The organism is Actinacidiphila sp. bgisy160 (genome assembly GCF_965342435.1).
Lineage (GTDB): Bacteria > Actinomycetota > Actinomycetes > Streptomycetales > Streptomycetaceae > Actinacidiphila.
Map to the genome: position 1 here is coordinate 44,911 of NZ_CBDRCM010000043.1, position 21,350 is coordinate 66,260.

Sequence of the window (21,350 nt, forward strand, 5' to 3'; positions counted from 1 at the left end):
GCCACTGACAACGCCCCCGTCTCCTTGTTGACAAGGTGCCGGGCCGCAACCGGAACCACGGAGGCGGGCGCCGGCGGGGCCGTGCCGGGCCGCCGGGGATGGCGGGCCTGCGGGGCCTGGACTCCGGACCGTGCGCACCGTGACTGCTGCTGTCGTGAAGGATCCGGCGCCGACGGGCGTCCTGCGGGCGTCGGTCAACCTGGGCAACCCGCTGCCGGCGCACGGCACCGCGCAATCCCCCGGCGGTGTCACCGTCGACAGCGCGCGTGAGCCGGGCGCCCGGCTGGGCGTGCCGGCGGAGCCGGTGTGCTTCGACGCGGCGCGCAAGTCGGTCGAGGCGATGGCGGCGGGCCGGGCCGGGCAGTCCGACGCGCTGGTCGCCCCTCCCGCCTGAAGGTGGCCCCCCTTCGGCGCGATCCGTCCAGCGCGTCGCACAGCGCCCCCCTGATGACGGGGAGTTGACGATTCGCCACCCCGGCACGGGCTTGGCGATCTCCGGTTGTGGGGATCTCCACAAGAGTGCGCAAAGGGGATGTGTCGGGGGGATGTGCCATGGGGACGGTCGTCACCGCGCCCGCGGCCGCCGGGGAGGGCGGACCGTGGCCTCAGGGGTTCTGGGAGCAGTCCGGGGGCACCGCCGTGTGGGTGCTCGGCATCTTCGCGGTCGCCGTGTTCATCGGCCTGGTACGGCTGGGTTCCGGGCTGCTGCGCCGCCACCGCGGCAACCGGCTGCTGCCGGTGGTGGTGTGCGAGGACCGCGGTCTGCTCGGCGGTCACGGCAACGGCCACCGCGGCGCCGGGCCGGGCGGGCCCGACCAGGGCCAGGAGTCCGCGGCCACCGCCGAGCTGGCCGCGTACATCACGGAGCACATGGCCGCCGACGCCCTCGGGCCGAACGTCCTGACCCCCGGCAGCGGCACGACCATCGGGCCCGATCCCGCGCCCGAGACCGCCTCCTCACCGCACGGCTGGGTGGACGTGATGAAGCGCCTGGCCTTCTTCCGGCCCCGTGCGTACCACGTGATGCTGCACTGCCTGTCGACGGGCGACCAGCCGACCCGGTTCTCGGTGCGGATCCTGTACATGCCGAAGAACACGGTGGTGGCCGCGGCCATCATGGAGGCCGGCGCGCCGGAGCCCGGCGCGACGGACGGGGGCAGGCGCGGCGCCGACCGGGAGCTGTACGAGCGCGTCGCCTGCTACTGCACCGTCAAGATCCTCGCCGACCCGCGCTCGCAGGACCGCATCCCGCGCTGGGAGAGCTGGGGCGACGACCCCGACGCGTACCACTGGTACCGCATGGGCACCAAGGCGCAGGAGGAGGCGCTGGCCGCGAACAAGCACCGGGACGTGGCGCGCGAACGGGCCAGGTACGAGGAGGCCCTGAAGCATTTCGACAAGGCCGCGGCTCTGGTTCCGGGCAACCTCACGGTCCGGCTGCACCAGGCGGGCGTCCTGGAACTGATGAGCCAGTTCCCCGGCGTCGCCGAGCCCGGCGACCACATCCGGCAGGCCGTGGAGATCTACCAGTACTGCGTCCGGCTGTGGCCGGAGCACCTCGAGACGGCCTACCGGCTCTCCATCGCCCGCGCCGAGGAAAGCCGCCACCCGGCGCTCAGGCAGGAGCGGGCAAGACGCGGCGAACCCGGTTCGCGGGAGCACCTGCGGCTGCTGCTCGGCCGCCTGTCGCGGCGCGCCATCCTGCGCCGGTACACCCGCACCTGGCTCCCCGGGCGCCGCAACCTCGGGGAGCGCCGATACTGGCGGCAGTGGTGGGCCATGGAGCGGCCGCGCCCCTCCCTGCGCACCCGCCGCCGCTCCTTCCGCGGGGCGGTGCGGATCGCCAGCGCTGCCGAGGTGCTGCGCGAGAACGGCTCGCCCGGTCCGGACGAGCTGCGGACCGCGTTCCGCGACGTGGCGAGGGAGGTCACCGGGGGCTGGGCGCGCTGGGCCCGGCTGTGGGGCGGGCCCGACTGGGGGCTGTGCCGCCTGCTCTACGCAGACCACCGTGACGGCGCGGACCACGCGGGCGGGGACGCCCACCGCCGGGCGGGCATCGCCGGTTCCGCACCCCGGCACCGCGGTTCCAACCGGGCCGCCGCCGGATACCTCGTCAACTACAACGCCGCGTGCTTCCTCAGTCTGGCGCTGGCCGCGCGGCCCCCCGTCGGCTCCGCCGCCTGGGCGGACGACGAATGGCGCGAGGACTGTGCCCGGGCGGCCGTCGTCCAGCTCAACACCAGTCTCCGGGTGACGCGCAGTCAGTTCTCCGCGGCGTGGGCGGAACGCGATAGCGACCTGCTCCCGCTGTTCACCGGCCGCCTGGACGGCGAGCCGGTGACGGGCTGGGGCGAGATCGGCCGAAACTGGGCCCGGTTCACGGGCATCGACGTGACCGAGGGGGCGACCGCCGCGCACCCGTGAGGTACCGGCCGCCGCGCCGACGGCGAGGCGGCGAGGCGGCGAGGCGGCGAGGCGGCAGGTGTTAGGTGGCGGGCGGGAGCTGACGGCCCGCGGCGGAAGGGGCGGGCGCGCTGGGCGCCCCGCCCCCTGCCCGCTCAGGCCGGGGCGCTGTCCGGCTGCGGGGCGGCCGGCCGCGTGTCGTCGGTGAGGGCGGGCCAGGTGCGGGTGGCGGCCCCGTGCGCGATCGCCCGCCACCAGGGGTCGAGCGGCAGCCCGGCCGTGGGCTCGAAGGGCTCGCCGGGGCGCGGTACGGCGACCCGGGCCCCTACCGCGCCCGCCGCCGCGACGGTGCCCTCGGCGGGCTCCTCCCAGGGGTGCGGCGCCAGGTTGAACGTGCCCCAGTGGATGGGGAGCATCAGCCCGCCGCGCAGGTCCTGGTGGGCGCGGACGCCCTCCTCGGGGGTCATGTGGATGTCCGGCCAGAAGTCACTGTAGGCGCCGATCTGCACCATGGTGGCGTCGAACGGTCCGTACGTCTCCCCGATCTCCGCGAAACCGGGGAAGTACCCCGTGTCGCCGCTGTGGTAGACGCGGTGCTCGGGCCCCGCGACGACCCAGGACGCCCACAGGGTGTGCTGGGTGTTGCGGATCGCCCGGCCGCAGAAGTGCCGCGCCGGCGTCGCCGTGAGGGTCAGCCCGGCGGCCTGCGTCGACTCGTGCCAGTCCAGTTCGGTCATGCGGTCCGCGGGGACGCCCCAGCGTTCCAGGTGGGCGCCGACGCCCAGCGGCACGACGAAGCGGGTTCCTGACCCGGCGAGCGCCTTGACCGTGGGCATGTCGAGGTGGTCGTAGTGGTCGTGGGAGATGACGATCGCGTCGGCCTCGCCCAGCTCTTTCAGCGGTACCGGCGGCTGGTGGAGGCGCTTGGGACCGACGAAGGAGAACGGGGAGCACCGCTCGCCCCAGACGGGGTCGAACAGGACGCGGCGCCCGTCGATCTCGGCCCAGACGGTGGAGTGGCCCATCCAGGTGAGCCGCAGGCCCGAGGCGGGCGGGGCGGCGAGGTCGGCGAGGGTCGTGGTGTGCAGCGGGATGTCCCCGACCGGGGCCCTGCGGACCCGCTCCTCCTTGCGGAAGTACGTCCGGGCGAACCGCAGCATCGATCCGGAGGGCGCCGTACGTGCGCCGACGGGGTTGGTGAACACCCCGTCGGCGAAGTTCGGCGACCGCCGGATGCGCTCCATCCTCTCCCCGTAGGGGTTGTCACCGAATGCGGGGATGAGGCTGGAGAGCAGGGAACGCTTCGGACTGGAGCCGGACACGGCACCTCCCGTTGGTCGGCGGTCACGAACGTGCCGTGAGCCGTCCGGGCCCCGGCAGAACCAGTATGTACAGCGACAACTCCTACACCGGTCATTCCGGTTCCGCTCCCCTTCGTGGGATCGGCCGGCGGCGGCCCGCCGGATTCCGCCCATGACCGGCGGCACTGCCTTGACCAGGCAGTTCGCCGGTCCGGGAGATCGCCGCGCCGCACTTTCGATGGTGCCATTGCCGCGGGCCGGGCGCCGCCCGCCCCAGCGGGTGCGGACGGACGGCGGGACGGCGCCCGGAAGGCCGCTACCCGTGGCGGGGCTGGCCGTACGCCCGCTCGACGTGGAGCTTCAGCACCAGGCGCTTGTCCTCGACCATGGCCCGGCGGTAGTCGTCCCAGTCGGGGTGCTCACCCTGCACGGCCCGGTAGAGGTCGATGAGCTCCTCGACGGTCGCGTCGTCCCGCTCCGCCGCGACGGGTGTGAGCTCGGCCGTGCCCTCCGCGACGGTCCACGCCCAGCGGTCGGCCGTGGTGACGTGGTAGCTCGCCCGGGGGTCGCGCCGGAGGTTGCGGGTCTTGGCCCGGTCGTCGGTGAGGGAGACCCGCAGCACCCTGGTGTCCGGGTCGTAGTGGTGGTTGACGTTGGACAGCTGGGGACGGCCGTCACGCTTGAGGGTGACGAGCACGCCCCCGTTGGTGTCGGCGAGCAGGCGCAGGAGGTCTTTGTCGCTCATGGCAGCCTCAACGACCGTTGGCGAGCGAGGATTCCACGATCGCGTCCGCCGTGGTCAGCCGGGCCCCGTGGGTGGCTCCGCCGGCCCGGGTGACGGTCACCTCGTCGTCGGGCTTGTGACGGCTGGGGCACCACCGAGAATCCGAGCCCACCTGGTCAGCGGCGCGCTCCCGCCCGGCCTCGGGACCGGGGACCCTCGTGCGACGCCCTCTCATCCCCTGGCCGGCGCCGCCGCGGACGACGTCCCGCGTCCCAGGTACGTCAGGGGGCCGGGGTCCGGGACGGGAAGTTCGCGGAAGCCCATCCGGTCGTAGAAGGCGCGGGCCGCGGTGTTGGCGGTCACCATGCCGAGGTGGACGGCGCCGACGCCCTGAGCGGCGAGGGCGGACAGGAGACGCTCCATCAGCTCCCGTCCGTAGCCGCGCCGCTGGTACTCGGGCAGCAGGTCGATGTGCAGGTGCGCGGGGTACCCGGCGAGTTCGGGCACGATCATGCGCTCGGGGCGGTGCAGGAGGTCCGCCATCAGCTCGTCCGGTGTGACCGGCGGCCCGGACGGCTTCGGATGGCGGTGCTCGAGGCGGGGCAGCCACTCGGCGCGGAAGCGCCGCACGAAGGCGGCGGTGTCCGCGGTGCCGACGATGTAGCCGACGGCGCGCGTGCCGTCGTCGACGACGAAGGCGAGTTCGGGCTCGAGGTGGGCGTAGGGGCCCGCGAAGTTGTCCGGCAGCAGATCGTGGTCGGCGTAGAGGTGCCGTGCGTCCCCGCCCTCGTGGCCGGTGCGCACGCAGATGTCGTAGACGGCGGCCCGGTCCTCCGGGCGGTACGGGCGGATCACGGCGCGTGGGGTCATGCGGGCATGATGCACCTCATGGGAGCGCTCCCACAACCCCTGCGGCGCACCGGGCCGACGAGCCCGAACGGGTCGCCGACGCCATCACCGCCCGTGAGCCCGGCGGCCTACCGCGGGGGATCGGCCAAAGCGGGACGGCGCGGCAGCAGGACCGTGCGCAGCGCCACAGCCGGGGAGAACATCCTGGCCGGCGGCGCGGTGAGGGTGACGACGTCCCGGTAGACGGCGCCCACGACGGGGTCGACCGCGGCCCGGGCGAGGAACCGTTCGAAGTACCAGCCCTGCACACGCTGGGACAGGGCGGGGGCGGTGGCCTTCCCCGCCTCGGCGTAAGGCCGGTCCGCGCCGGCCGCCATCATCCACGCGGCGTCGGCGGCCCGGGCCAGGGCGCGCTGGGCGACGGGCGCGAACCCCGGCCGCGGACCGCCCCGTTCGTCCAGGACGCGGCGCAGGGCGAGCGCGCCGAGCGCGGCGACCGCCATGCCCTGCCCGTACACGGGGTTGAAGGAGCAGGCGGCGTCGCCGGTCGCGACGAAGCCCTCGGGCACGCCGCCGGGCGCGTGGTAGTGGCGGCGCCGGTTCGAGGTCTCGCGGGATCCGTGGACCGGCGAGAGCGGCTCGGCCCCGGCGACCAGTTCGTGGAGGTACGGATGGACCAGCCGGCCGGTGAAGGCTGCGAACTCGGCCTCGGAGGACGGGGCCGCGAGCCCGCCGATCCCCGAGACCGTCAGCAGCCATGTGCCGTCCTCGACCGGGAGCAGTCCGCCGCCCGCGAAGTTGTCCCTGCGGTAGGGGATGTAGACCGCGGCATCCGGCGGCGTGGGCAGCCGCAGCGCGCGCGTGGCGTACTGCAGCCCCGCGTCGACGGTCTCCTCTCGCGGCGCCGGCCGGCCCAGTTCCGCCAGCCAGCGCGGTGCCCTCGACGCGCGCCCCGCGGCGTCCACCACCAGGGTCGCGGGGATCTCCCGCTCCCCGCGCCGTTCCCCGCGGCCGCGTACCCGGACGCCGGTGACCCTCTGCGCGGAGCCGAGCAGGGCGACGGCCTCGGTGGCCTCGAGGATCTCCACCTCGGTGCCGGACTCCGCGGCCGCGGCGAGGACGCGGCGGCGCACGACGTGGTCGAGCAGGGGACGGGTGCAGCTCATGAACCGGTGGCGGCCCTCGTGGAAGCGGATCTGCCAGCCGGTCGCCCCGCAGGTGAGCAGGTCGCGCGGGATCTCCAGCGTGCGGGCGCCGGCCGCCGCGAGTTCGGCGCAGGTGCCGGGGAGGAGTTCGTCCAGGGCCTCCTGGCCCGCGGTGACGAAGATGTGCAGGTGCCGCGCCTGCGGTACGCCCTTGCGGAACTCCGGGCGCTGCGGGTAGCGGTCGCGCTCGACCACCGTGATCCGTTCGGTGTGTCCCAGCAGCGCCCGTACCGCCAGCGTCCCCGCCAGGCCGCCGCCGATCACCACCGCGTTCCTGCCGCCCATGCGCGCTCCCCGTGTCGGCCGACCCACCCGGGCCCAGCCTTCCGGGCCGCGGACGTGACGGTCAACACGGCCCCCGGGCGGCCGGGTCGGTCCCGGGCCGGGCGGGCGCCCGCCCCGGGACCCGTGGGCGCCGCGGAAGTGACGCGTGAGATCCGGACAATTACCCAACGTGATGCGGACGTCTAAGCTGACGGCATGGACGCACTGTCGGGTTTGCTCGACGGACCCCGCGCGCGGGGTGCCTTCCTGCTGCGCATGGTCATGGAAACGCCGTGGTCGCTGCGGATCGAGGACCGGGCACCGCTGTGCGTGATGACGGTCGCGCGCGGCGGGGCGTGGATCGTGCCCGAGGAGGGCGCGCCGGTGCGGTTGCGCCCCGGGGACGTGGCCGTGGCGCGCGGCCCCGTGCCCTACACGGTCGCCGACCTCCCCTCCACGCCGCCGCACGCCTGGGTCCTGCCCGGCGGGGTGTGCCGCACCGCGGACGGCCACGACCTGGCCGACGCCATGGCGCTGGGGGTGCGGACCTGGGGCAACCGGGCCGACGGCGGCGACGTCATGCTGGTCGGCACCTACCAGGTGGACGGCGCGGTGGGCCGGCGGCTGCTGGACGCGCTGCCGCCGCTGCTGATGCTCCCGGCGGACGAGTGGGAGAGCCCGCTGCCGCCGCTGCTGGCCGAGGAGATCGTCAAGGACGAGCCTGGTCAGGAGGCGGTGCTGGACCGGCTGCTGGACCTGCTGCTGATCTCCGTTCTGCGGACATGGTTCGCCCGGCGCGGGGAGGCGGCCCCCGCCTGGTACCGGGCCTTCGCCGACCCCGTGGTGGGCCGGGCGCTGCGGCTGCTGCAGAACAACCCGGCCCACCCGTGGACGGTGGCCGGGCTCGCCGCCGAGGCGGGTGTGTCGCGGGCCGCGCTGGCCCGGCGGTTCGGCGAGCTCGTGGGCGAACCCCCGATGGCCTACCTGACCGGCTGGCGGCTGGCGCTCGCCGCGGATCTGCTCCTCGAGCCGGACGCCACGCTCGGGGCGGTCGCCCGCCGGGTCGGCTACGGCAGCCCCTTCGCGCTGAGCGCCGCCTTCAAGCGGGTGCGGGGGGTGAGCCCCCAGGAGCACCGCGTCGGCGCGGTCCGGGTGGGGTGACACTGGAGAGAGGAGTCATGAACGGTTCGGTCCAGGTCGGACGCGTGTTCGGGGTTCCGCTCCGGATGCACTGGAGCGTCCCCGTCCTCGTTGTGCTGCTCGCCTACGGACTCGGCCGCGAGACCCTGCCCGCCTGGGTCCCGGGCCTGTCGGCGACCGTCTACACGGTCGCCGCGGCCGCGGGCGCGGTCCTGCTCATGGCGAGCCTGCTCGCGCACGAGGTCGCCCACGCGGCGACGGCCCGGCGCGAGCACCTGTCGGTCGAGGACGTCACCTTGTGGGCCATGGGCGGCATGACACGCATGGGGCGGCCCGGCTCCGCGGGAGCGGCCTTCCTGGTGGCGGTCAGCGGCCCGCTGACGAGCCTGGTCATCGGCGGCGCCGCGCTCGGCGCGGGCATCGGCATCGACGCGGCGGCCCACCGCACGGTGCCGGGGGCGTTGCTGACCTGGCTTGGCTGGGCGAATCTGCTGCTCGGTGTCTTCAACCTGCTGCCCGCCGCGCCCTTGGACGGCGGCCGCGTGCTGCAGGCGTTGCTGTGGTGGCGGACCGGGGACCGCGACCGCGCGGACCGGGTCGCCGGGCGCGGCGGGCAGGTCCTCGGCTTCCTCTTCGTGGTGGCCGGCTGGCTCGCCTTCGCGCGCGGCGTGCCCAGCGGACTCTGGCTCGCCCTGGTCGGCCTCTTCATGGCCCTCACCGCGGGCGCCGAGCGTCAGCGCGCGGTCATCAACGCCGCCTTGCGCGGGGTGCGGCTCGCGGACGCCATGTCCGCGCCCGTCGTGACCGGCCCCGACTGGCTGCCCGTGGACCGCTTCATCGACGAGGTCGCCGTGAACGCCCGCCACTCCGCCCTGCCCCTCGTCGACTTCGACGGCCGCCTCAGCGGGGTGCTGCAGGTGCGCCGGCTGACGTCGGTCCCGGTGGAGCGCCGCGACGAGGTGCGGGTGCGCGACATCGCCGTCCCGCTGTCCCAGACCACCACCGGCACGGCGGAGGAACCCGTCAACGACGCCCTCGACCGCCTCCGCCCCGGCGCCGGCGGCGTCCGCGTCATCGTCGTCGACGGCGGCCGCCCCATCGGCATCGTCACCGGCGACGACATCTCGCGCATCGTCCAGCACCGCCGCCTGACCGGCGGACGACCCCCCGCCTGAACGAACCGCCCCGCCCCGCGGTCGCCCACGGCCGCGCACGGCCGCGCCCGCCGGCGTCGGACAGGACCGGGCGCCGCAACGACGTACGCGTTCACGACATCGCGGGCCCATCGCCCCGGACCACCACCCGCTCGCCGGAGGAACCCGCCAACCCTTGCGCCGCCGGCGGCGGACGGCTCCCGCCCGGACGACCTGCCCCGCCCCACGGCTGCGCGCGGCGCGCCAGCGGTCCAGGATGGAGCCATGCTGCTCGCGGAGCTCGCCCGTACGTCCCGGCAGGTGGCGGCGACGTCCGCCCGGTCGGAGAAGGTGGCGGCGCTGGCCCGGCTGCTGCGTACCGCGGAGCCCGACGACGCGCCCGTGGTGATCACGTACCTGGCGGGCAGGCTCCCCCAGCGGCGCACCGGGGTGGGCTGGAGCACCCTACGGGAGCGGCGGGAGCCCGCGCCGGAGCCCCGGCTGACGGTGCGCGAGGTGCACGGGACGCTCGACCGGATCGCGGCGGTCACCGGCAAGGGGGCGGCGGCCGAACGCAAGCGACTGGTGGCGGAGCTGATGGGCGCGGCGACGGAGGAGGAACAGGCTTTCCTGCTGGGGCTGATCGGCGGGGAACTGCGGCAGGGGGCGCTCGACGCGCTCGCGGTCGAAGGGCTCGCCGTGGCGGCGGGGGCGTCCCCGCCGGACGTGCGCCGCGCGGTGATGCTGGGCGGTTCGCTCGGCGCCGTCGCGCAAGCGCTGCTGTCCGGAGGGCCGCAGGCGCTCGCGGCGTTCCGGCTGGAGGTGGGGACGCCGGTGCAGCCGATGCTCGCGCAGACCGCGAAGGACGTGGACGAGGCCCTGGACCGGCTGGGCCCGTGCGCGCTGGAGGAGAAGCTGGACGGCATCCGCGTCCAGGTGCACCGCAAGGACGAGGACGTGCGCGTGTACACCCGCACGCTGGACGAGATCACCGGCCGGCTGCCGGAAGTCGTCGCGGCGGCACGGGAGTTGGCCGTGACCGAGGCCGTACTCGACGGTGAGGTCATCTCCTTCGGCGAGGACGGGCGTCCCCGCGCCTTCCAGGAGACCTCCTCCCGGGTGGGCTCGCGCCTGGACGTCGCGGCCGCGCGCGCGACGCTGCCCGTGGCACCGGTCTTCTTCGACCTGCTGTCGGTCGACGGCCGCGACCTGCTGGACCTGTCCACCGCCGAGCGCCACGAGGAACTGGCCCGGGTCGCCCCCGCGCCGCGCCGGGTACGCCGGCTGGTGGCCGCGGATCCGGGCGACGCGGCCACCCGGCGGGCGGCCCGCGACTTCGCGGACCAGGTGCTGGAACAGGGCCACGAGGGGATCGTGGCCAAGGCGCTCGACGCCCCGTACAGCGCCGGGCGGCGCGGGGCGGCCTGGCTCAAGGTCAAACCGGTGCACACCCTCGACCTGGTCGTCCTGGCCGCCGAATGGGGCCACGGCCGGCGCACCGGCAGGCTGTCCAACCTCCACCTCGGTGCCCGCCACCCCGACGGCACCTTCGCGATGCTGGGCAAGACCTTCAAGGGGCTGACCGACGCCATGCTCGCCTGGCAGACCGGGCGCCTGCGGGAACTTGCCGTCAGCGACGACGGGTGGACGGTCCATGTCCGCCCGGAACTCGTCGTGGAGGTCGCCTTCGACGGCCTCCAGCGCTCCTCCCGCTACCCGGCGGGCGTCACGCTCCGCTTCGCCCGCGTCCTGCGCTACCGCGAGGACAAGACGGCCGCCGAGGCGGACACCGTCGAGACGGTGCTGGCACTGCGCCGCTGAGCGGCGGGGGCGGCGGACCCGGCGCGGTCGGGGTGACCGCGCCGGGGCCGCCGGGCCGCCGGGCCGGTGACCAAGAGTTCCGCCCGGAAGCCGGGATCACTGCTCGCCGTGCCCTCCCTCGGGCAGTCGCGCCGCGAACGCGCCGTAGGCCGCCTCGTCGAAGAGGACGAAGCGGACCTCCTCGACCCCGGTGTCCGTGGCCTGCACGGTGGCGACGGCGATGCGCGCGGCGTCCTCGACGGGCCATCGGTATACGCCCGTGGAGATCGCGGGAAAGGCGACCGTCCTCGCGCCGACCTCGTCGGCGACGCGCAGTGCCTCCCGGTGGCAGGAGGCGAGCAGCCCGGAGCGGTCCTCGCCGGCGCTGTGCACCGGGCCGACGGTGTGGATCACCCAGCGGGCGGGGAGCCGGCCGGCGGTGGTGGCGACGGCCTGCCCGGTCGGCAGGCCGCGCCCGTACCGCGAGGCGCGCAGCGCACGGCACTCCTCGAGGATCTCCGGGCCCCCGCGGCGGTGGATGGCGCCGTCGACGCCGCCGCCCCCGAGCAGCGAGGAGTTGGCGGCGTTGACGACGGCGTCGACGGACTGCTGCGTGATGTCGCCCCGGACGAGGGTGATGCGTGCCATACCGGCGATCCTGCCACCGCGGCCGGCCGGCCGCCCGGCCGTTCCCGCGGGGTCACCAGTCGCAGGGTACCCGCAGGTCGATCAGCGAGTCGCAGAACTCGGCGGGGCTTTCCGGCCAGCCCTCGCGGTGCCAGTGCGCGATGCGCCAGCCCAGCCGTTTGGGCCACAGCGGCAGGTGCCGCAGGTCCTCGACCGGGACCCAGCCGGGGGTCGCGGTCTTCTCCAGGTCGAGGGAGGAGCGGGGGCCGACCTCGCCGTGTGCCTCGACGAGGAAGTAGTGCCCGGGGTGCGAACCGCGCTGGACCCGGTCCACCCGGGCTATCTCCGGCCCGACGGTGCCGCTCAGGCCGGTCTCCTCCGCGAGCTCGCGCAGCACGGCCGCCTCGGGGGTCTCCCCCGGCTCCACACCGCCGCCGGGGATCTCGTAGTAGTCCCCGCGCCGGTGCCGGTAGCGGATGAGCAGCATCCGCCCGTCGCGGATGATCACCGCGCCGGCCCGGGTCCGCTTGGGCGGCCGGCCGAGCGGGTCCTCCAGCACGAGACGGCCCCGCCACCAGGGCGGGCCGTCCCAGGAGCGCAGGATGGCCTCCCACGCCGTCCAGGGCGCGAGCGGCAGGTGCAGGGCCTCGGACCGGCTGAGCAGCCGGGCGGGCGCGGGCCCGGACGGCAGTGGTGCGGCGGCCCGGTAGTACAGCTGGGTGCCACCGGTGGCGCGCACCTCCAGACAGGGCCGGGCGTCGGTCCTGACCTCGACGCCGAGGAGGTCGCGGGCAGCCGCGCGGGCGGTCTCGGCGGGGTCGCCGCGCGACGGGACGGGGGCCCGCGGCAGACTCAAGTCGCTGTGTACGACGAGGCGTTGGTCGTGGAAGAGGATCACTCCCGCATGCAGTGAGGACATCCCGCCGACGCTAGCAGCGCCCGCTGTACGGGCCCCGTGATTATTCCGGGACAGTGTCCGGCGGTCCGCCGCCGCGGGTCGCGGCGGCGGCCGTCTGGTGGTCGGCCCCCGCGCGTCGCACCCTGGAGGGGAGGAGGCGAGCTGACATGACACGTCCGGTCGGTATTGACCTCGGCACCACCAACTCGGTGGTCTGCGCGCTGGAGGGCGGTGAGCCCACCGTCATCACCAACACGGAGGGTGCGCGGACCACGCCTTCGGTGGTGGCCTTCAGCAAGGGCGGCGAGGTACTCGTCGGCGAGATCGCCAAGCGCCAGGCCGTGACCAACGTGGAGCGGACCGCCCGCTCGGTCAAGCGGCACATGGGCGACCCCGACTGGCGGTTCCCCGATTCCGGCGCCATCGACGGCAAGCGCTACACGGCGCAGGAGATCTCGGCCCGGGTGCTGCAGAAACTGAAGCGGGACGCGGAGACGTACCTGGGCGAGGACGTGACGGACGCGGTGATCACCGTGCCCGCGTACTTCGACGACGTCCAGCGCACCGCGACCAAGGAGGCCGGGGAGATCGCCGGCCTGAACGTGCTGCGGATCATCAACGAGCCCACGGCGGCGGCCCTGGCCTACGGCCTGGACAAGGAGAACGACCAGACGATCCTCGTCTTCGACCTGGGTGGCGGCACCTTCGACGTCTCCCTGCTGGACATCGGCGAGGGAGTGGTGGAGGTCAAGGCCACCAACGGGGACACGGAGCTGGGCGGCGACGACTGGGACCAGCGGATCGTCGACCACCTCGTGGAGCGCTTCAAGAACGCGTACGGGCTGGACCTCGGCAAGGACAAGATGGCGCTGCAGCGGCTGCGCGAGGCGGCCGAGCGGGCGAAGATCGAGCTGTCCTCGTCCACCGAGACGACGATCAACCTGCCCTACATCACGGCGTCCGCCGAGGGCCCGCTGCATCTGGACGAGAAACTCACCCGCGCCCAGTTCCAGCAGCTGACCGCGGACCTGCTGGAGCGCTGCAAGGGCCCCTTCCACCAGGCGGTGAAGGACGCGCGGATCAACGTCGCCGACGTCGACCACGTCATCCTGGTGGGCGGTTCGACGCGGATGCCGGCGGTGACGGAGCTGGTGAAGTCGCTGACCGGCAAGGAACCGCACAAGGGTGTCAACCCCGACGAGGTCGTGGCGATCGGCGCGAGCCTGCAGGCGGGGGTGCTCAAGGGCGAGGTCAAGGACGTCCTGCTGCTGGACGTCACCCCGCTGTCCCTCGGCATCGAGACCAAGGGCGGCATCATGACCAAGCTGATCGAGCGCAACACGACCATTCCCACGAGGCGCTCGGAGATCTTCACCACGGCCGAGGACAACCAGCCGTCGGTGCAGATCCAGGTCTACCAGGGCGAACGCGAGATCGCGGCGTACAACAAGAAGCTGGGCGTGTTCGAGCTGACCGGCCTGCCGCCGGCGCCGCGCGGCATCCCGCAGATCGAGGTCTCCTTCGACATCGATGCCAACGGCATCATGCACGTCACGGCGAAGGACCTCGGCACGGGCAAGGAACAGAAGATGACCGTGACCGGCGGCTCCGGGCTGCCGAAGAGCGACATCGACCGCATGATGCGCGAGGCCGAGCAGTACGCGGAGGAGGACCACAAGCGCCGCGAGGAGGCCGAGACACGCAACAACGCGGAGAGCCTCGTCTACTCCACCGAGAAGCTGCTGCGGGACAACCCCGACAAGGTCCCGGGCGAGCTGAAGTCGGAGGTCGAGTCGGCGGTGGCGGAGCTGAAGGAGCAGCTGAAGGGCGAGGACTTCGCCGGTATCCGCCGGGCGACCGAGCGGCTGACCGCCTCGGCCCAGAAGATCGGGACGGCGATGTACGCCCAGGCCCAGGCGGAGCGGTCCGCCTCGGGCGAGGGCGAGGCCCCGCACGCGGCGCAGCCCGAGGGCGACGAGGACGTCGTGGACGCCGAGATCGTCGACGACGACAAGCGGGAGGGAGGCACGGCGTGAACCGCACCGGTCCGCCTCCGGGCGGCGAGCTGCGGGCACGGCTCGTCGAACGCACGGCGGACCTGCAGCGGCTCAAGGCCGAGTACGACAACTACCGCAAGCGCGTGCACCGCGACCGGCTGGCGGTGCGGGAGATCGCCGTCGCGAATGTGCTGCACGGGCTGCTGCCGGTGCTGGACGCCGTCGACCGGGCGCGGGAGCTGGGTGAGGTGACCGGTGGTTTCCGTGCCGTGGTCGAGGTGCTGGAGACGCGGCTGGCGGAGCTCGGCCTGCGGTCGTTCGGCACGCCGGGCGAGCCCTTCGACCCGGCACGCCACGAGGCGGTCGGCTCGTCGTGCGCCTGTGGCGCGGACCGCCTCGTCTGCGGCGCGGTCGTACGGCCGGGCTACCGGGTCGGCGCGCACCTGCTGCGCCCGGCGGAGGTGGTGGTCACCGGACCTGCGGGGGCACCGGCCCGGGTGCACCCTGGAGGCATGGAGACAACCCACAAGGTCGACGTCGCCCCGCTCGGGGCCGACCACCGTTACCGCCGGGTGCACATCCAGGGCGTGGGGTGGGAGCAGCTGGAACGGGAGGAGTTCGAGCTGCGGGTGCGCCGGACCTTCCCGGACATCGACGTGTCGGATCCCGATCAGGTCCACTGGGCCGACCACCCCGGCGAGTGGCCGGACTGGCAGCCGGGCGAGGCCTGAGCGCGACGGTCCGGCGGTTCAGCGGGCGCCGGCGTCCAGCAGCGCGGCGATCCGCTCGACGGCGAACGCGTACCCCTGGACGCCGCATCCCGCGATCACGGCCTCGGCCCGCGCCGAGACGTGGCTGTGGTGCCGGAATGCCTCGCGCCGGTGGATGTTGGAGATGTGCACCTCCATGACGGGCAGGCCGTCGCAGGCGTTGAGGGCGTCCAGGATCGCCACTGAGGTGTGGGAGTAGGCGCCCGGGTTGATCACGATGCCCGCGTGGTGTTCGCGGGCCTCGTGGATCCAGTCGATCAGCTGTCCCTCGTGGTTGCTCTGCCGGCAGTCGGCCGTGCCCCCGTACCGCGCCGCCGTCGCGGCGCACAGCGCCTCGACGTCGGCGAGGGTCTCGGAGCCGTAGATCTCGGGCTGCCGCTGTCCGAGCAGGTTGAGGTTGGGACCGTTGAGGACCATGATCGGCGCGCTCGCGAGGGTGCGGGTCATGGCCCCAAGGTCTACCACGCGATCATCCGAAGGTGACGGCGGCGTCCATCTCCCAGACCAGCACCTCGGCGCCCTCGGCGCCGGCGGTGAGCCGCTGGCCCTCGGCCCCGGTGACACGTACGGCGTCACCCTTGGAGAGCAGCCCGGCGCCCTCGAGGGCGACCTCGCCCTTGGCGACGTACAGGTGCACGAAGGGGGCGGTGGGCAGGGTCAGGGTCTGCTGCGGGGACATGCGGGCGGCCTGCAGCGCGGCGTGCTTCTGCGCGATGGAGATGGCGCGCTCGTCGCGGTCGCGGTCCATCCCGGAGGCGACCGTGACCCAGCCGCCGCGGGCGAGTTCGTCGTTGATGTCGAGCTGCTCGTAGCCCGGCTTGATGCCCTGCTCGTCGGGGAACACCCACATCTGCACGAAGTGCACGGGGTCCTTGTGCTCCGGCGCGCCGGTCAGCTTCCAGCTGTCGTTCTTCTCGCTGTGCAGGATGCCGGTGCCGGCGCTCATCCGCTGGGCGAGGCCCGGGTAGATGACGCCGTTGTGGCCCTCGGAGTCCTGGTGGACGAGGCCGCCGTCGAGCACCCAGGTGACGATCTCCATGTCCCGGTGCGGGTGGGTGTCGAAGCCGGTGCCGGGGGCGACGACGTCGTCGTTGGAGACCAGCAGGAGCCCGAAGTGGGTGTTCTTCGGGTCGTAGTGGTGGCTGAAGGAGAAGCAGTGGTGCGAGTCGAGCCAGCCGGCGCGGGTGTGGAACCGCTGGCCGGCGCGGCGGACATCCAGCTGGGTGGCCATCAGGGAGCTCCTTCTACGGGGTGTGTGCGTTTCAGCCAACCTAACATGTTGAATCTCGAACTATATTCCCTGGATACCGTAGCTCCGCAGCTTGCGGTAGACCGTGGCCCGTGCGATGCCCAGCGCCTTCGCCGCCCGCGCCTTGTTGCCCCCGTGGGTGCGTAGCGCTTCCAGGATCGCGTCCCGCTCGGCCCGCTCCAGGCTGCCGAGCCGGCGGCCTCCGGCTCCGCCGCGCACGGCGTCCGGCAGCTCCTCCGGGCGCACCGGACCGCTCAGCCGGCGCTCCTCCGCGAGGCTCCGCACCACCGCCGCCAACTCGGCGACGTTGCCCGGCCAGCTGTGCCGCTCCAGGGTGCGCCGGGCCTCCACGGTCCAGGTCAGTGGCGGGTGACCGGGGGCCGGGCGCGGGCTGAGGGCGGCGAGCAGCACCGGCAGGTCCTCGGGGCGCTCGCGCAGCGGCGGTACGGACAGCGAGCGCGCCGTCAGCCGGCCCAGCAGGCGGTCCAGGCACGGGTCCGTGCGGTCCCCGGGGGTGTGGGTGGCGGTCAGCCGCAGGACGGGACGCTGCTCCAGCAGCGCCACCAGCGCGGCCGCGGCACCTGCGTCCAGCGCCTCGACGTGCCGGAGGAGCACCCGTCCCGGCACGGGGCGCACGGCCAGCCGGCGCACCCAGTCACGGGCCGCCGCACCGGTCACCTGCGCCGCGTCCAACTCCACGTCGCCGGCCCGGACGGCGCGGGCCAGCGTCGCCTTGCCGGTACCGGGCTCCCCCGTCACGAGCAGGGGCCCCTGCTCGCCCCCCAGCCGTATCGCGCGGGCCACCGCGGCGCGCCAGGACAGCGACGCGCCCACCAGCCCCGGCAGCCTCGGTTCCGGGACGGCCGGCGGCCCCCCGGCGCCTTCCGCCGGGGCGGACAGGACGGCGACGGCGCCGATGACCTCGCCGGAGTCCAGTACGGGATGGAGCCGGGCGCGCCAGCCGCCGTCCGGCAGGGGCAGCTCGTACGCCTCGGTCCGGCCGTCGCGGACCATGCCGCCGGCCCGGCGCTCCAGCAGCGCCAGCGCCTCGTCGGACAGCCGCCGCGCGGCCTCGGCGCTCACGATCCGCGTCCTGCCGTCGGCAGCGACGACCGCGCGGCCGGTGAGCCGCTCGCGCAGGTAGGCGCCGAGCAGCAGCTCTTCGGGGGATGTATCGGATTGAGACACGCCGGCGGTCTCCCTCTGATCCACGATCGGTTCGTTGCCATTTCAATTATCCGTCAAGGAGCCGCGTTGATGGAGACCGTCGAGACCGATGTGCTCATCGTGGGCAGTGGGCCCGCCGGGGCGAGCGCCGCGCTCGCGCTGAGCACGTACGGAGTGCCGAACATCGTCGTCACGCGCTACAACAGGCTGGCCGACACCCCTCGGGCCCACATCACCAACCAGCGCACCATGGAGGTGCTGCGCGACCTCGGCGTGGAGCAGGAGGTCATCGCCAGGGCCACTCCCCAGCACCTGATGGGGAACACCGTCTTCTGCACCAGCCTCGCGGGCGAGGAGCTGGGGCGGCTGCGCTCCTGGGGCAACGACCCGCTGGTCCAGGCCGCCCACGACCTCGCCAGCCCGAGCCGCATGTGCGACATGCCGCAGCACCGGATGGAGCCGGTGCTGGTCGAGGCGGCCGTCGCGCGCGGCACGCAGCTGCGTTACGGCACCGTCTACAAGTCCTTCGAGCAGGACGACGACGGCGTGAGCGTCCTGGTCGAGGACCGGCTGCGCGGCGACGAGTACACGATCCGCGCCAAGTACCTGATCGGCGCCGACGGCGGTCGCAGCAAGGTCGCCGAGGACGCCGGACTGCCGATGGCCGGGACGATGGGCGTGGCGGGAAGCGTCAACATCGTCTTCGACGCCGACCTCAGCCGGTACGTCGCCCATCGCCCCAGCACCCTGTACTGGGTGCTCACCCCCGGCGCGACGGTCGGCGGCATCGGGGCGGGCCTGGTCCGCAACGTCCGGCCGTGGAACGAGTGGCTCATCGTGTGGGGCTACGACGTCAAGGGCGCGCCCCCGGACCTCACCGAGGAGTACGCGCTGTCGGTGGTCCGCAAGCTCGTCGGCGACGACGAGGTCCCGGTCACGATCCGCTCGACCTCGGCCTGGACGGTCAACGAGATGTACGCGGAGGCCTACTCCAGCGGCCGGGTCTTCTGCGCGGGCGACGCCACCCACCGGCACCCGCCGTCCAACGGGCTGGGCTCCAACACCTCCATCCAGGACTCCTACAACCTGGCCTGGAAGCTGAAGCTGGTCCTGGACGGCACCGCGGCGCCCTCGCTGCTGGACACCTACACCGCCGAGCGGGCGCCCGTCGGCAGGCAGATCGTCACCCGCGCCAACAAGTCGATCGGTGAGACCGCCCCGGTCTTCGAGGCGCTGGACCTGCTCACCCCGCAGAGCCCCGAGCAACTGCTCGCCAACATGGAGTCCCGCAAGGAGGCGACCCCGGCCGGCGAGAAGCGGCGCGCGCGGCTGCGCGAGGCGATCGACTTCAAGCGCTATGAGTTCAACGCGCACGGCGTGGAGCTCAACCAGCGCTACGCCTCGGCCGCGGTCGTCCCGGACGGCACCGCCGACCCGGGCTTCGACCGCGACCCCGAGCTGTACCACCAGCCGAGCAGCCGCCCCGGCGCCAAACTGCCGCACGCCTGGCTGGCGGCGGGCACGCGCACGCTGTCCACCCTCGACCTCGGCGGCGGGGGCCGGTTCACGCTGCTGACCGGCATCGGCGGGGAGGCCTGGGTGGCGGCGGCCCGCGCGGCCGGCGCCGAGCTCGGGCTGGACATCACGACCGCGGTGATCGGCCCCGGGCGGGAGTACGAGGACCCGTACGGCGACTGGGCGCGGGTGCGCGGCATCGGCGACACGGGCGCGCTGCTCGTGCGGCCGGACCTCTACATCGCCTTCCGGCGTGCCGAAGGGGCCGCCGACGACGCCGAGGCGCAGGCCGCGCTCGGCGCTGCGCTGCGGCGCATCCTGGGACGGGACTGACGAGGAGAGACCATGGACTTCACCGAACAGAGCGCGACCGCGGCCGTCGTCGAGAGCTTCGCGCGCACGCCGGACCCGCGGCTGCGGGAGATCCTGGACAGCATGACCCGGCACCTCCACGCCTTCGTCCGCGACGTCGAGCCCACGATGGAGGAGTGGGAGGCGGCCATCGGCTTCCTCACCCGCACCGGCCAGGCGTCAACCGACACGCGGCAGGAGTTCATCCTGCTGTCCGACGTGCTCGGCGTGTCGATGCTGGTGGAGACGATCAACCAGCGGAAGTCGGCCGGGGAGGGAGCCACCGACTCCACCGTGCTGGGCCCGTTCCACATGGTCGACTCCCCCGGGCGGGAGTTCGGCGACGCCATCGACATGATCGGCTCGGGCGAGCCGTGCGTCGTCACCGGGCGCGTGGTCTCCGTGGACGGCACGCCGCTGCCGGGCGCATCGGTGGACGTGTGGCAGGCCGACGGCCACGGCTTCTACGACGTCCAGCAGCCGGGCGAGCAGCCCCAGGGCAACGGCCGCGGGCTGTTCGAGGCCGACGAGGAGGGCCGCTTCCGGTTCCGCACCGTCGTGCCCGCGCACTACCCGATCCCGACCGACGGCCCGGTGGGCGACTTGCTGAACGCCACCGAGCGCCATCCCTACCGGCCCGCGCACATCCACTTCATCGCGGCGGCCGAGGGGCACCAGCCGGTCACCACGCACGTGTTCGTCCAGGACAGCCCCTACCTGGAGTCGGACGCGGTCTTCGCGGTCAAGAAGAGCCTGGTCCAGGAGTTCACCGAGGTGGACGACCCGGAACGGGCGGCCGAGTACGGGGTGCCCAACCCCTTCCGGCTGGCGAACTTCGACATCGTGCTGCAGCGGTCATGAGCCTGGAGTTCGTGCACGAGGCACTGCCGATGCGGGTCGTCTTCCGCGCCGGGGCCGCCACCACGGCCGTGGCCGAGGAGACCGGGCGCCTCGGCCTGCGCCGCGTGCTGGTGCTCTGCGGCCGGCACGGCGAGGACACCGCGCGCTCCGTCGCCGCGTCCCTCGGCGCGGCCTGCGTGGGCGTCCACCCGGGCGCCGTGATGCACGTGCCGGTGAAAGTGGCCGACGAGGCCGTCGCGGTGGCCCGGGAACTGGACGCCGACGGGCTGGTCGCGGTCGGCGGCGGCTCGGCGGTCGGCCTGGGCAAGGCGGTCGCGCTGCGCACCGGGCTGCCGCTGCTGGCCGTGCCGACGACGTACTCGGGTTCCGAGATGACCCCGGTGTGGGGCCTGACGGAGGGCGGCGTCAAGCGCACCGGCCGCGACCGCCGTGTCCTGCCGCGCAGCGTCGTCTACGACCCGGAGCTCACCCTGTCGATGCCGGCGGCGCTTTCCGGCACCAGCGGCGTCAACGCCCTCGCCCACGCGGTCGAGGCGCTGTACGCCCCCGACGCCACCCCGATCGTGTCGCTGATGGCCGAGGAGGGGGTGCGCGCCCTGGCGGATGCGCTGCCCCGGGCCGTCGCCGGCCCGGGCGACCTCGACGCGCGCGGCCGGGCCCTGTACGGGGCCTGGCTGTGCGGGGCGTGCCTGGGCGCCACCACGATGGGCCTCCACCACAAGCTGGCCCATGTGCTCGGCGGCGCCTTCGACCTGCCGCACTCCGCGACCCACACGGTGCTGCTCCCGTACGTCCTCGCCTTCAACGCCCCCGCCGCACCGGACGCGACGGCCGCACTGCGCCGGGCCCTGGTGACCGAGGACCCGGCGCGCGCACTGTGGGAGCTGGGCAAACGGGTCGGCGCGCCGCGTTCGCTGGCCGAGGTCGGCCTGCCGGCCGACGGCATCGCCCGCGTTGTGGAGCTGGTGGGCGCGGCCTCGTACGCCAACCCGCGCCCGGCGGACGCGGACGAGCTGCGTGCGCTGCTGACCGCGGCGTACGAGGGGACGCCGCCCCCCACGGGCTGACCGACCGGCTCGGGGGGGGGGGGGGGGGG

General features: G+C 74.1%; 19 protein-coding genes. 10 read left to right on the top strand and 9 right to left on the bottom strand.

The genetic code is table 11. From position 1 onward, the window contains the following. Positions 1-139: 139 nt before the first annotated feature. Both ACRWNP_RS27475 and ACRWNP_RS27480 read left to right on the top strand, forming a co-directional pair. Entirely contained in the window at positions 140-394 is a 255-nt protein-coding gene (locus tag ACRWNP_RS27475; RefSeq protein ID WP_431965912.1) for a hypothetical protein, read from the top strand. Between the two features lie 158 nt (positions 395-552). Next, positions 553-2,424: a hypothetical protein gene (locus ACRWNP_RS27480; RefSeq protein WP_431965914.1), complete on the top strand. Its 1,872-nt coding sequence runs from the start codon at positions 553-555 to the stop codon at positions 2,422-2,424. A gap of 134 nt (positions 2,425-2,558) precedes the next feature. Here the strand turns inward: ACRWNP_RS27480 and ACRWNP_RS27485 are convergent, their stop codons facing one another. The 4 genes from ACRWNP_RS27485 to ACRWNP_RS27500 all read right to left on the bottom strand — a co-directional run bounded on the left by ACRWNP_RS27485 (position 2,559) and on the right by ACRWNP_RS27500 (position 6,767). Next, entirely contained in the window at positions 2,559-3,725 is a 1,167-nt protein-coding gene (locus tag ACRWNP_RS27485; RefSeq protein WP_431965916.1) for an MBL fold metallo-hydrolase, read from the bottom strand. Positions 3,726-4,020: 295 nt separating this feature from the next. Continuing rightward, a complete protein-coding gene (locus ACRWNP_RS27490) occupies positions 4,021-4,449 on the bottom strand; it encodes a PPOX class F420-dependent oxidoreductase (RefSeq protein ID WP_431965918.1) in 429 nt (142 codons plus the stop codon). A 210-nt stretch (positions 4,450-4,659) separates the two neighbouring features. Then, complete coding sequence (locus ACRWNP_RS27495; protein ID WP_431965920.1) at positions 4,660-5,298, bottom strand: GNAT family N-acetyltransferase; 639 nt, start codon at positions 5,296-5,298, stop codon at positions 4,660-4,662. A 107-nt stretch (positions 5,299-5,405) separates the two neighbouring features. Then, positions 5,406-6,767: an NAD(P)/FAD-dependent oxidoreductase gene (locus ACRWNP_RS27500; RefSeq protein ID WP_431965922.1), complete on the bottom strand. Its 1,362-nt coding sequence runs from the start codon at positions 6,765-6,767 to the stop codon at positions 5,406-5,408. A 195-nt stretch (positions 6,768-6,962) separates the two neighbouring features. Here ACRWNP_RS27500 and ACRWNP_RS27505 point away from each other — a divergent pair, with 195 nt between their 5' ends. From ACRWNP_RS27505 to ACRWNP_RS27515, 3 genes are all read left to right on the top strand, one after another. Continuing rightward, a complete protein-coding gene (locus ACRWNP_RS27505; protein ID WP_431965923.1) occupies positions 6,963-7,907 on the top strand; it encodes an AraC family transcriptional regulator in 945 nt (314 codons plus the stop codon). Positions 7,908-7,924: 17 nt separating this feature from the next. Beyond that, positions 7,925-9,061, top strand: coding sequence for a site-2 protease family protein (locus ACRWNP_RS27510; RefSeq protein WP_431965925.1), 1,137 nt, complete (start codon positions 7,925-7,927; stop codon positions 9,059-9,061). A 243-nt stretch (positions 9,062-9,304) separates the two neighbouring features. After that, on the top strand, positions 9,305-10,840 hold the full coding sequence (locus ACRWNP_RS27515) for an ATP-dependent DNA ligase (RefSeq protein WP_431965927.1): 1,536 nt from the start codon (positions 9,305-9,307) through the stop codon (positions 10,838-10,840). Positions 10,841-10,936: 96 nt separating this feature from the next. Here ACRWNP_RS27515 and ACRWNP_RS27520 read toward each other — a convergent pair whose 3' ends face one another. Continuing rightward, positions 10,937-11,467 (bottom strand): O-acetyl-ADP-ribose deacetylase, encoded by a 531-nt coding sequence (locus tag ACRWNP_RS27520; protein ID WP_431965929.1) that lies wholly within the window; start codon positions 11,465-11,467, stop codon positions 10,937-10,939. Positions 11,468-11,519: 52 nt separating this feature from the next. Beyond that, on the bottom strand, positions 11,520-12,365 hold the full coding sequence (locus ACRWNP_RS27525) for an NUDIX domain-containing protein (RefSeq protein ID WP_431965931.1): 846 nt from the start codon (positions 12,363-12,365) through the stop codon (positions 11,520-11,522). Positions 12,366-12,511: 146 nt separating this feature from the next. On the opposite strand from ACRWNP_RS27525, the gene dnaK reads away from it, so the two are divergent. Then, positions 12,512-14,380: a molecular chaperone DnaK gene (gene dnaK / locus ACRWNP_RS27530; RefSeq protein ID WP_431965933.1), complete on the top strand. Its 1,869-nt coding sequence runs from the start codon at positions 12,512-12,514 to the stop codon at positions 14,378-14,380. Next, positions 14,377-15,072 carry a nucleotide exchange factor GrpE gene (grpE, locus tag ACRWNP_RS27535; protein ID WP_431965935.1) on the top strand — a complete coding sequence of 232 codons (696 nt, stop codon included), beginning with the start codon at positions 14,377-14,379 and terminating at the stop codon, positions 15,070-15,072. The genes dnaK and grpE overlap by 4 nt, the downstream gene beginning before the upstream one ends. An 18-nt stretch (positions 15,073-15,090) precedes the next feature. Here grpE and aroQ read toward each other — a convergent pair whose 3' ends face one another. The 3 genes from aroQ to ACRWNP_RS27550 are packed head-to-tail and all read right to left on the bottom strand — an operon-like array spanning position 15,091 to position 17,548. Next, positions 15,091-15,558: a type II 3-dehydroquinate dehydratase gene (gene aroQ, locus ACRWNP_RS27540; RefSeq protein ID WP_431965937.1), complete on the bottom strand. Its 468-nt coding sequence runs from the start codon at positions 15,556-15,558 to the stop codon at positions 15,091-15,093. Between the two features lie 22 nt (positions 15,559-15,580). Then, positions 15,581-16,342, bottom strand: a complete 762-nt coding sequence (locus ACRWNP_RS27545) for a pirin family protein (RefSeq protein WP_431965939.1) — start codon at positions 16,340-16,342, stop codon at positions 15,581-15,583. 60 nt (positions 16,343-16,402) lie between these two features. Next, positions 16,403-17,548 (bottom strand): helix-turn-helix domain-containing protein, encoded by a 1,146-nt coding sequence (locus ACRWNP_RS27550; RefSeq protein ID WP_431965941.1) that lies wholly within the window; start codon positions 17,546-17,548, stop codon positions 16,403-16,405. 69 nt (positions 17,549-17,617) lie between these two features. Between ACRWNP_RS27550 and ACRWNP_RS27555 the strand changes: the two genes are divergently transcribed. The 3 genes from ACRWNP_RS27555 to ACRWNP_RS27565 are packed head-to-tail and all read left to right on the top strand — an operon-like array spanning position 17,618 to position 21,321. Then, positions 17,618-19,375, top strand: a complete 1,758-nt coding sequence (locus ACRWNP_RS27555; RefSeq protein ID WP_431965943.1) for an FAD-dependent oxidoreductase — start codon at positions 17,618-17,620, stop codon at positions 19,373-19,375. A gap of 12 nt (positions 19,376-19,387) precedes the next feature. Further along, positions 19,388-20,254, top strand: coding sequence for a dioxygenase (locus tag ACRWNP_RS27560; RefSeq protein ID WP_431965945.1), 867 nt, complete (start codon positions 19,388-19,390; stop codon positions 20,252-20,254). Next, positions 20,251-21,321 carry a maleylacetate reductase gene (locus tag ACRWNP_RS27565; RefSeq protein ID WP_431965947.1) on the top strand — a complete coding sequence of 357 codons (1,071 nt, stop codon included), beginning with the start codon at positions 20,251-20,253 and terminating at the stop codon, positions 21,319-21,321. The genes ACRWNP_RS27560 and ACRWNP_RS27565 overlap by 4 nt, the downstream gene beginning before the upstream one ends. The last annotated feature ends 29 nt before the right edge of the window (positions 21,322-21,350 follow it).